This is a genomic window from Chryseobacterium populi, assembly GCF_000282115.1.
Lineage (GTDB): Bacteria > Bacteroidota > Bacteroidia > Flavobacteriales > Weeksellaceae > Chryseobacterium > Chryseobacterium populi.
Map to the genome: position 1 here is coordinate 78,301 of NZ_AKJY01000050.1, position 9,483 is coordinate 87,783.

11 protein-coding genes are annotated in these 9,483 nt (G+C 35.9%); 6 read left to right on the forward strand and 5 right to left on the reverse strand.

Annotation, left to right across the window (positions count from 1 at the left end):
* Window positions 1-97 precede the first annotated feature (97 nt).
* Complete coding sequence (pepT, locus tag PMI13_RS13180; RefSeq protein WP_007844503.1) at window positions 98-1,345, forward strand: peptidase T; 1,248 nt, start codon at window positions 98-100, stop codon at window positions 1,343-1,345.
* Between the two features lie 83 nt (window positions 1,346-1,428).
* Here pepT and thiL read toward each other — a convergent pair whose 3' ends face one another.
* Together thiL and PMI13_RS13190 are read right to left on the reverse strand one after the other, a co-directional pair.
* Entirely contained in the window at window positions 1,429-2,490 is a 1,062-nt protein-coding gene (thiL, locus tag PMI13_RS13185) for a thiamine-phosphate kinase (RefSeq protein WP_007844504.1), read from the reverse strand.
* 74 nt (window positions 2,491-2,564) lie between these two features.
* Window positions 2,565-3,056, reverse strand: coding sequence for an acyl-CoA thioesterase (locus PMI13_RS13190; protein ID WP_007844505.1), 492 nt, complete (start codon window positions 3,054-3,056; stop codon window positions 2,565-2,567).
* Window positions 3,057-3,166: 110 nt separating this feature from the next.
* On the opposite strand from PMI13_RS13190, the gene PMI13_RS13195 reads away from it, so the two are divergent.
* From PMI13_RS13195 to PMI13_RS13215, 5 genes are all read left to right on the forward strand, one after another.
* On the forward strand, window positions 3,167-4,369 hold the full coding sequence (locus tag PMI13_RS13195) for a BaiN/RdsA family NAD(P)/FAD-dependent oxidoreductase (RefSeq protein ID WP_007844506.1): 1,203 nt from the start codon (window positions 3,167-3,169) through the stop codon (window positions 4,367-4,369).
* A gap of 110 nt (window positions 4,370-4,479) precedes the next feature.
* The gene (locus PMI13_RS13200) at window positions 4,480-5,682 is read left to right on the forward strand and encodes an alpha/beta fold hydrolase (protein ID WP_238536312.1); all 1,203 of its coding nucleotides are present in this window, start codon (window positions 4,480-4,482) and stop codon (window positions 5,680-5,682) included.
* Window positions 5,683-5,689: 7 nt separating this feature from the next.
* Window positions 5,690-6,328: a DUF2306 domain-containing protein gene (locus tag PMI13_RS13205; RefSeq protein ID WP_007844508.1), complete on the forward strand. Its 639-nt coding sequence runs from the start codon at window positions 5,690-5,692 to the stop codon at window positions 6,326-6,328.
* Window positions 6,325-7,245, forward strand: coding sequence for a YARHG domain-containing protein (locus PMI13_RS13210; RefSeq protein WP_007844509.1), 921 nt, complete (start codon window positions 6,325-6,327; stop codon window positions 7,243-7,245). Before PMI13_RS13205 ends, PMI13_RS13210 begins: the two co-directional genes overlap by 4 nt.
* Before the next feature lie 10 nt (window positions 7,246-7,255).
* Window positions 7,256-7,672 carry a Gram-negative bacterial tonB protein gene (locus PMI13_RS13215; RefSeq protein WP_007844510.1) on the forward strand — a complete coding sequence of 139 codons (417 nt, stop codon included), beginning with the start codon at window positions 7,256-7,258 and terminating at the stop codon, window positions 7,670-7,672.
* Here the strand turns inward: PMI13_RS13215 and PMI13_RS13220 are convergent.
* The 3 genes from PMI13_RS13220 to PMI13_RS13230 all read right to left on the reverse strand — a co-directional run bounded on the left by PMI13_RS13220 (window position 7,659) and on the right by PMI13_RS13230 (window position 9,349).
* On the reverse strand, window positions 7,659-8,054 hold the full coding sequence (locus PMI13_RS13220) for a ribosomal maturation YjgA family protein (RefSeq protein WP_007844512.1): 396 nt from the start codon (window positions 8,052-8,054) through the stop codon (window positions 7,659-7,661). The genes PMI13_RS13215 and PMI13_RS13220 overlap by 14 nt on opposite strands.
* A gap of 144 nt (window positions 8,055-8,198) precedes the next feature.
* A complete protein-coding gene (locus PMI13_RS13225) occupies window positions 8,199-8,852 on the reverse strand; it encodes a thioredoxin family protein (protein WP_007844513.1) in 654 nt (217 codons plus the stop codon).
* A 14-nt stretch (window positions 8,853-8,866) separates the two neighbouring features.
* On the reverse strand, window positions 8,867-9,349 hold the full coding sequence (locus PMI13_RS13230; protein WP_007844514.1) for a TlpA family protein disulfide reductase: 483 nt from the start codon (window positions 9,347-9,349) through the stop codon (window positions 8,867-8,869).
* Window positions 9,350-9,483 lie beyond the last annotated feature (134 nt).

Below are 9,483 nucleotides of genomic sequence, written 5' to 3' on the forward strand. Positions count from 1 at the left end.
TTATAGGTGATTTAAAATTTCAATAACTGATATTCAATTGCAAATAATATATTCTGAGCACCAAATTTATTAACTTTGTTAAAATTTATGATATCTGATGAGTACAATAGAATTCACCCCATTATGGAAAGAAAAACTGCTAAACCGCTTTCTTAATTATGTAAAAATATATTCAACAAGTGATGCCGAAAGCGAAGCAACCCCATCTACACCTCAACAATGGGACATCGCCAAATATATTGTTGAAGAACTGAAAACAATTGGTCTGGAAGGGGTTTCGATTGATGATAACGGCTATATTATAGGCTACGTTCCTTCTAATATTGAAAATGATGAAAGGCCAACAATCGGGTTTATTTCACATTACGACACATCACCGGATTTCAGTGGGGAAAATGTAAAGCCCCAGGTTTGGGAAAATTATGCCGGAGATGATTTAATTTTAAATCAGACTACAGGATTCACATTATCACCTTCAAAATTTGAAAGTTTAAAAAAATATATCGGCCAGACCTTGATTACTACTGACGGGAATACCCTTCTGGGAGCTGATGATAAAGCAGGCTGTGCAGAAATTGTAACAGCGGCAGAATATCTGATTGCCCATCCTGAAATCAAACATGGAAGAATTGCAATAGGGTTTACTCCTGATGAAGAAATCGGAAGAGGGGCTCATAAATTTGACGTCGCTAAATTCGGGGCAGAATGGGCTTACACAATGGATGGTGGAGAAGTAGGTGAACTGGAATATGAAAATTTTAATGCGGCAGGAGCTGTAGTAAAAATCCACGGATTGAGCGTGCACCCAGGTTATGCTTATGGGAAAATGGTAAATGCAGCATTATTGGCTTCTGAATTCGCTCAAATGCTTCCAGCTAACGAAACACCGGCTACTACTAAAGGCTTTGATGGTTTTTATCATTTAATGGAAATTACAGCTGATATTTCTGAAGCCAAGCTTCAATACATCATCCGTGATCATGATGAAGAAAAATTTGAGGCAAGAAAGAAACTGATGGAAGAAAAGGTGGCTGAATTCAACCAAAAGCATGGTGCAGGAACTGCGGACGTTGAAATAAAGGAACAATACCGTAATATGAAGCAACAGTTTGAAGGTAAAATGCACATCATCGACCTTGCGGCAAAAGCGATGCAGGAAGCGAATATTGAACCTAAAATCAAAGCTATCAGAGGTGGAACTGACGGAGCCCAGTTGTCTTATATGGGACTTCCATGCCCGAATATTTTCGCAGGCGGAATCAATTTCCACGGGCCTTACGAATACGTTGCCCTTGAAAGTATGGAAAAAGCTACAGAGGTGATTATTAATATTGTGAAAGCATAATTTAATTAATAATCCACATTTATATATTAAAAACCACGGCCAAAATACCGTGGTTTTTTACAATATTGAAAACTAAATATAATTTATCCTTCTTGATTCCCTAAAAAAGCATCCCAACCCTGCGCGGTTAAAGAAACCAATTGGTTGGAGCCTCTTGCCACCATAAAATTTCCGTCTTCTTTGTCTACAGCATGTCCGATAATGGTAAAATCAGGGTGATTTTTAATTTTGTCAAAATCATTAGATGAAATCGTGAATAATAGCTCGTAATCTTCCCCGCCACTTAATGCAGTCATTACAGGATTCAGGTTCATGCCATCTGCCGTAGAGATTGTAAGGCTATCCATCGGGATTTTTTCTTCATACAATCTGAAACCGACCTTCGACTGGTCTGAAAGATGAAGAATTTCCGAAGCCAGCCCGTCAGAAATATCAATCATAGAAGTCGGTTTAATATCCAGTTCTGCCAGGATCGTTTTAATATCTGTTCTTGCTTCAGGTTTCAATTGTCTTTCAAGAATATAATCGAAGCCTTCCATTTCAGGCTGCATATTCGGATCTGCAAGGAAAACAGCATGTTCTCTTTCCAGAATCTGAAGTCCCATATAAGCCCCACCCAGATCTCCGCTCACGACAAGCAGGTCATTCGGTTTTGCACCGCTTCTTTTCACAATATTTTCTTCCGCTTCAATTCCTACGGCAGTAATACCCATCACCAATCCTGCATTAGAGCTTGTGGTATCTCCGCCAATCAGATCTACTTTATAACGGCCACAAGCCGCCTGAATCCCGGAATACAGTTCTTCCAGAGCCTCTACCGGAAAACGGTTTGAAACTGCCAGAGAAACCAAAATCTGTGTAGGGGTCGCATTCATTGCTGCAATATCACTGAGATTGACGACCACCGCTTTGTAGCCTAAATGTTTTAACGGAACGTATCCTAAATTAAAATGAACACCTTCTGCCAGAACATCGGTTGTAAGAACTACTTTTTTATTCCCGGGATTGATCACCGCTGCATCATCCCCTACTCCAAGCTCCGAAGATTCATTCGATAAGGGAAAATGCTCTGTTAAATGCTTAATCAGTCCAAATTCTCCTAATTTGGATATGGGTGTTAATTCCTGTGATTTATCTTCAAACATAAATTTTATTTTTTGTACAATGTCCAATATAAAATGTATTCATGACTGACACATTCTAAACCATGAACTTTAAATTATTTAAATTCTTCCGGGTCAACATTTTGCGGATGAAAAGGGAACTTCTTAAAATCTTCCCTCGTTAAGACTTCTGTATCTGCCGTTTTATATTTATTCATTGCTTCTACTACATCATCAGGCGGAGTGGTCATTTTTCTCAGCATCGTATCAATCCAGACACCTGTTGCTTCGGAGGTGGCACAGTGTACACCATCCGGAGTATAGAATTTGTGTAAAAAACGGTAAATAGAAGAATCTTCTGAACATCCGTCTATTTCCACACTTACAATCACTGTCTGATCTGCATAGATTTCTTTGAAAAAAGAATATCGCTCATGCAGGATAACCGGCCCGATTCCCCATCGGCTTAGCTGGGTGACACCCATTTTTTCTTTGGTCATAAAAGCCATTCTGGCCTGTGCACAGTATTGTACATATGATGAATTGGCTAAATGTTTGTTGGCATCAAGATCGCTCCAACGCACTTCGAATGTATGGTAGAATATCATTTAAAAATCGTTTTTAGGATAATAAAATTACATTCTTCAAAAATACTCAAATAAGATGGTTTATAAAAATTGTACTTTTGGAAAAATAATCTTCAGCATAGGATTAAAGAATGAAACAAATTATCATAATCGGGGGTGGTGCAGCCGGATTTTTCTGTGCATCAAATCTTGACGAAACCCAATATAAAATTACCATCCTTGAGCAAAATTCGGATGTGCTTCAGAAAGTGAAAGTCTCCGGCGGCGGCCGCTGCAATATTACTCATGCCTGTTTTGATCCAAGAGAATTAATCCAGTTTTATCCCCGTGGAAACAAAGAATTACTCAGTGTTTTCACCAAATTCCAACCGGGAGATACCATGGACTGGTTTGATCAACGAAAAGTTTCGTTGAAAATAGAAGATGATAACAGAATCTTCCCTGAAAGCAATTCTTCTCAAACGATTATCAATACATTCCTTAATGAAATTCAGCAGAAGCATATTGAGGTTAAGACAAAATGCTCTGTAAAAGAAATTGAAAAATCTGGTGAGAAATATGGAGTCAGAACCAGTTTAGGTGATTTTGAAGCTGATTTTGTAATTTATACAACCGGAAGCTCACCGAAATCCCTGAAGATTATTGAGAATTTAGGGCATACCATCGTTGATCTGGTTCCATCGCTTTTCACTTTTAATATCAAAGATGAATTATTGAAAGACCTGGCGGGAACAAGTTTTGAAAATGCAGAGATTTCTATCCCTTCATTAAAGACCGAAGAAAGCGGGCCCTTGCTGATCACCCATTGGGGTCTTTCAGGGCCTGCAGTTCTGAAAATATCTGCATGGGAAGCCATAAGTCTGGCAAAACTCAAATATAATGTTGAAATTGAAGTAAATTTTATTTCAAAAGCCATTCAGGACGCTGAAGAATCTTTTCAAAATTTTAAACTGACCAATCCAAAAAAAACGATCGGACAATCTAAAATTTTTGACATCACCAATCGTTTCTGGCAGAAGATCCTGGAGGTTTCAAAAGTTGATCTCAATAAACAGATGGCCAATATTTCCGGAAAGGAGATGCAGAATATTCTTGAAAACCTATGTAAAAAGAAGCTCAGAGTAAACGGGAAATCAACGTTTAAAGATGAATTTGTAACGGCTGGAGGTGTAGATTTAAAGGAAATCAATTTTAAAAATATGTCTTCTAAAATTTTGCCTAATTTTTATGTTGCCGGAGAGGTCCTGAATATTGATGCAGTAACAGGTGGTTTTAATTTCCAGGCATGCTGGAGTGAAGCGTGGCTGATTGCACAGGATCTGAATAATTTATAACAAACATATTTATGAAAAATCTTATTACAATTTTTCTTTTATTATTTTCCGTTGTAATTTTTTCCCAAAACAGGACAATAAAGTCAAATTGGACATCTCTTGTACAAACCGTGAATGTAGAAGATAAACAAGACTGGAAATTTCGTGTAACGGCAAAAATCAGGAAAGGAAATGAACAGGATTCTGACTGTGCTATTTGGGCAAGGATTGATAAAGTAGATGACACGATGGGCTTTTTTGAAAATCAGGCTTACTCGAATATAAAAGTTACTACTGAATGGACAACATTTCAAATAAATGGAATTATTGATTCCAATGCAAAAAATTTAAACATCGGTGCTTATACCAAGGATAATGGTGAATATTATTTCGATGATTTCAAACTGGAAGTTAACGCCCCGAAATCCAAAAAGTGGATCGAAATTCCCTTAAAAAATGGAGATTTTGAAGAAGATTTGGTTTCAGGAAAAGGTTGGGCAGAAGGTATCGGGAGAAATAAAATTACCCATGTAACAAATTTTGCAATCACAACCTCAGATAATACCCCCTATAGCGGAAAAAAATCTCTCTTCATCAAAGGAGAAAATATTATCGGAAATATGCCTCACGGAAAATTTGCTGATGTAAATGGCATAAAAATGTATTATGAAACCTACGGTGCAGGCGAACCGCTTTTGATGCTTCATGGTAACGGGCAGTCTATAAACGCTTTCATGAATCAGGTTGATGATTTTTCAAAAAAATATAAAGTAATCATCATCGATTGCAGAGAAAGAGGAAAATCTTCGTATGACAAAACAAAGGAATTGACTTTTGATATTCAGGTCGAAGATTTAAAGCAGTTTTTAGATCAGCAAAATATCAAAAAAGTAAAAATTCTTGGTTGGAGTGATGGGGGCATTCTTGCTATTTTAATGGCTCTAAAATATCCGGATTTGGTTGACAAAATTGCCTGTTCAGGAGCAAATATATTTCCAGAAGGGCAGAAAGACGAAGAGCTGAAAGACATGAAAGAAACATTAGCCCGGCTTATCAAAGAAAATAAGGATCATAAAAACGATGTTTATATTGATCTGTATAATTTAGATTTAAAATATCCTAATTTAAAGTACGAAGATTTAAAAGCTATCCTGTGCCCGTCATTGATAATGGCAGGAGATAAAGACGTGATAAAAACCGAGCATACGGTAAAAATTGCAGAATCAATTCCAAAAGGACAATTGGCTATTATTCCCAATTCAACACATTCTGTTGTCGTTGAAAAACCAGAGCTTTTCAACTCTTTAGTTATTGATTTTTTTGAAGGAAAATAGTTTTCAAATGCATTTAGTCAAAAAAAATATTTCGGATCTCTTTAAAATCCTTTTAATTATAGGGTTTGGATATTTCTTTTGGCTGATGCTGCAAATAACTTTAGAGTATGTTCCGTTAAAAACCAATGTAAGTTTTTTAATGATCAAGCAAACGGAGGTAGAACACAGATCTGAATATCTTTATTTTTTCTACGCTCATGTTTATACGAGTTTTTTTGTTTTGTTATCCGGCTTTCTGGCAATTCTCAGAAAAGATTTCGGAATTAAAAATTTTCACAGAACATCCGGAAAGGTTTATATTTTTCTATTGCTTATTTTTGCTGCTCCATCAGGAATTTACATGGGAATTTTTGCGAATGGCGGAGTTTTCTCTAAAATTTCTTTTGTTATTTTGGGTGGCTTGTGGTGGCTGACGACTTTTAAAGCATATCAACTTTCCCGCCAGAAAAACTTTAAACAGCATAAGCAATGGATGTGGCGCAGCTTTGCCTTAACATTATCTGCTGTAACTTTGAGAATGTGGAAAGTTATTATTGTATATTTATTCCACCCCAATCCGATGGATGTCTATCAAATCATTGCATGGCTGGGATGGATTCCGAATCTTTTATTAATTGAATATTTAATCACCAAAAAACATATATGAAAATTTTAAATTACACTCTTATTTCTTTATTAACAGTTTTTCTGATAAGCTGTAAAAAAGACGGGAAAATTACAGATTCAACAAAGGATTCCCTGACTGTAAAAAAAGATTCTGTGGTAATGCCTGAAATCTATAAAGAATATTACGGAATTTATACCGGAGATTTTGCGGGAATGGAAAAAACAGCTGATGATGAAGACGGCTCTGAATATAATTCTAATGTTTTGAAAAGGATTTCTTTAAAAATTAACAGAATTACAAAAGACAGCGTTTACGGACAAAGCATTGTAAATGGAAACCAGCGCCCTTTCCGGGGTGTCTTTAATGGAAGTTCAAAATCTTTTGTTCTGGATGAGCCCGGAAATGATAAAACCGACGGGAGATTTGAAGTTAAGCTCAATAATGACAGTCTGAGTGGGAAATGGACAGCATTTAATGCATCTGCCGTAAAAGCACCCAACAAAACAGTAAAATTATCTAAAAAGGAATTTGTTTATAATCCTAATTTTATGCTGGATCAGAATTCGGATCTGGTAGACTGGAGCAATCCTAAAGATTTTATCGAAAAATATACTGATGAAGAAACCGGAAAAACAGAGAGCTATACAACTTCCAAAAACAGGGTTGCTTCTGAAGCTATTTTCAAATTGAATGCATCCAAGCAGAAGCTGACGGAAAAAGATCTTAAGAATTTAAGAAAACTCGATATGGAAATTATAAAAAATTCAGTTTTCGCAAGACATGGCTATTCTTTTAAAAAGGAGACTTACAGAAACTTTTTTGAACAAACCGATTGGTACATTCCGGTTTCAAATAATGTGGATCAGGATCTTTCACCAATGGAAAAAGAGAATGTAGCTTTGCTGAATCGTTTTATTAAATATGCAGAGGATAAGTATGACAGTTTTGGAAGATAAACCCCTGATAATGAATAAATATTTTTTCCCAATCCTGTTTCTGTTTTGTGGCATTACAGTTTCAGCCCAGAAAGATTCAACTATTGTTCCGGGTCTGAAACCGTTGACAGATGTAACATCTGCACCGAGTAAAATTGCTGAATTTCCTGGCGGACATCAGGCGTTCGTAAGGAAAATTTTAGACAATTTTCATACGCCCCCATTGGTAAAAGCTGATATTGTGAAAGCAAAAGCCGTCGCTACTTTTATTGTTGATACAGAAGGAAATATGACAGACATCAAAATAGAATCCTATCAGCATCAGATGGTAAGAGATGAATTTCTGAAGGCATTGAAAATGATTAAAACAAAATGGATTCCTGCTGAGCAAAATGGTCAAAAGGTGAAAAGCCTTATGAGGCAGCCTCTGATCTTTAATCTGCAATAATTTCTTTTTTTGAATCATTAAGCTTTACCCAAAGATAAAGCAGTAAACATCCTGCAGCATAACACAGAATATCGATCCAGGAAAAAGAGTTTCCTATGATAATATACATCAGGCTTCCTTTCCGGAAGCCTGATTTTTCCGCAATATTAAAATACTGGGCAAATTCTATCAGGCAGGAAAAAAGCAGTATTCCCAAAATAAGTTTTTGATTATTAACAATTAAAAAGCTTTTAACGAAAGTATAAAGAAGGATAACAATGATAACATCACCAAGATAAGCTCTTACAAAGAATACATCTTTCAGTTTTGTTGCGATTAAGACTTCAGTGAAGAAGATGATTACGGTTAGAAAAAAGCAGGGTAGGTTAAATTTTAATTTCATTTGTTTTTCATGTTTTGGCTAAAGCCATTTTGCTTTCGAATATTAAAGCGGGCTAAAGTCCACTCCTATTGATAATAAACTTACTCCATGGATAAAAAAAACGGTATTCAAAAGAACACCGATTCATAATTATTTACAAATATATTATTTCTTTACTTTGACCGTACATCCGATGGCTACTGTTTTTGTCATTTTTATAGGCTCTCCTTTTATTAAAGCGTTTACGGCGTCCTGTGCATAATACTCTGAAACATCGTTCGGGTTTTCATAATTGTTGTCGATAGCCCCAATATATTTCACAATATTTTTACCGTTTTCTTTCTGTAAAACAAATACATGCGGCGTTTTTGTCGCTCCATACTGAGGATAAATCTTTTGTCCATCATCTACCAGATACGGAAATGTAAAGCCTTTCTGCTTGGCTCTGTCGATCATTTGTTTGTATCCGTCTTCAGGCTGTGCGGCCGGGTCATTCGGATTGATGGCAATGACAGGATATCCCTGATCTTTATATTTCTTATCCAGCTCAATGATTCTATCTTCATATTTTTTAGCGTACGGACAATGGTTGCAGGTGAAGATCACAATAAATCCTTTAGCGCTTTTATAATCACTTAGGGAAACCATTTTCCCATCAACATTCTTTAATTTAAAATCTGTGGCTTCATCTCCTACTTCATAACCTTTGGAAGAGGAAATGTTTTGTTTCTGTCCGTCTTTATCATGACTGCCCGACGTGAAGCTTAGTGCTCCCAACCCCACGATAAAAGCTGTTATTAAAATTTTAAAGTTTTTCATATTATTTTTGATTATTACAGGTTTTTACTGATTGTGTTTTCCAATTCTTGTTTGCTCATTTCGCCATCATTAAAATGCACTTTTGCCCCGTTCTTATAGAAAATCGTTACCGGAATATTTCCATCCCAGTCTTTTTCAAACTTCGGGATCCAGGTATTCATTCTTTTGATGTCATCCAATAAAATAACTTCGGCGGTAAGGTTTTTATTTTTGATAAATTTAAGCACTCTTTCTTTATCAACCATCCTATCGAGTGAAACCAGAATCATTTTAAATCTTGGATTTCCTGCATATTGGTTATTCACTTCCATAAAATGAGGGAGTTCTTTTACACACGGAGCACAGGTAGTTGCCCAGAAATTCACTACAAGAAGCTTGTCACTTTCCTGTTGAATACGTTTTTCCAGCTCTTCATATTTTATCGGAGAAACCGTTGTCTGCCCTTTGAAAGCAGTAAACCCGATTATCAGGAATAAAATAATAATTAAATTCTTCATGCTTAAAATTAAGAAATGCTTTTCTTTCCAGTGAGTATCAATATGTTAAACTTTGTTAAGGATTTTAAATTTTACTATTTTTTTTCACATTCATTTGAAATAAAATGTAAATTAGCTTAGACTAAATCAAAAAT

Excerpts from the sequence above, each read along its gene's own strand:
- pepT (WP_007844503.1), top strand. The coding sequence starts at position 98 with ATGAGTACAATAGAATTCACCCCATTATGGAAAGAAAAACTGCTAAAC.
- thiL (WP_007844504.1), bottom strand. The coding sequence starts at position 2,490 with ATGTTTGAAGATAAATCACAGGAATTAACACCCATATCCAAATTAGGA.
- PMI13_RS13190 (WP_007844505.1), bottom strand. The coding sequence starts at position 3,056 with ATGATATTCTACCATACATTCGAAGTGCGTTGGAGCGATCTTGATGCC.
- PMI13_RS13195 (WP_007844506.1), top strand. The coding sequence starts at position 3,167 with ATGAAACAAATTATCATAATCGGGGGTGGTGCAGCCGGATTTTTCTGT.
- PMI13_RS13205 (WP_007844508.1), top strand. The coding sequence starts at position 5,690 with ATGCATTTAGTCAAAAAAAATATTTCGGATCTCTTTAAAATCCTTTTA.
- PMI13_RS13210 (WP_007844509.1), top strand. The coding sequence starts at position 6,325 with ATGAAAATTTTAAATTACACTCTTATTTCTTTATTAACAGTTTTTCTG.
- PMI13_RS13215 (WP_007844510.1), top strand. The coding sequence starts at position 7,256 with ATGAATAAATATTTTTTCCCAATCCTGTTTCTGTTTTGTGGCATTACA.
- PMI13_RS13220 (WP_007844512.1), bottom strand. The coding sequence starts at position 8,054 with ATGAAATTAAAATTTAACCTACCCTGCTTTTTTCTAACCGTAATCATC.
- PMI13_RS13225 (WP_007844513.1), bottom strand. The coding sequence starts at position 8,852 with ATGAAAAACTTTAAAATTTTAATAACAGCTTTTATCGTGGGGTTGGGA.
- PMI13_RS13230 (WP_007844514.1), bottom strand. The coding sequence starts at position 9,349 with ATGAAGAATTTAATTATTATTTTATTCCTGATAATCGGGTTTACTGCT.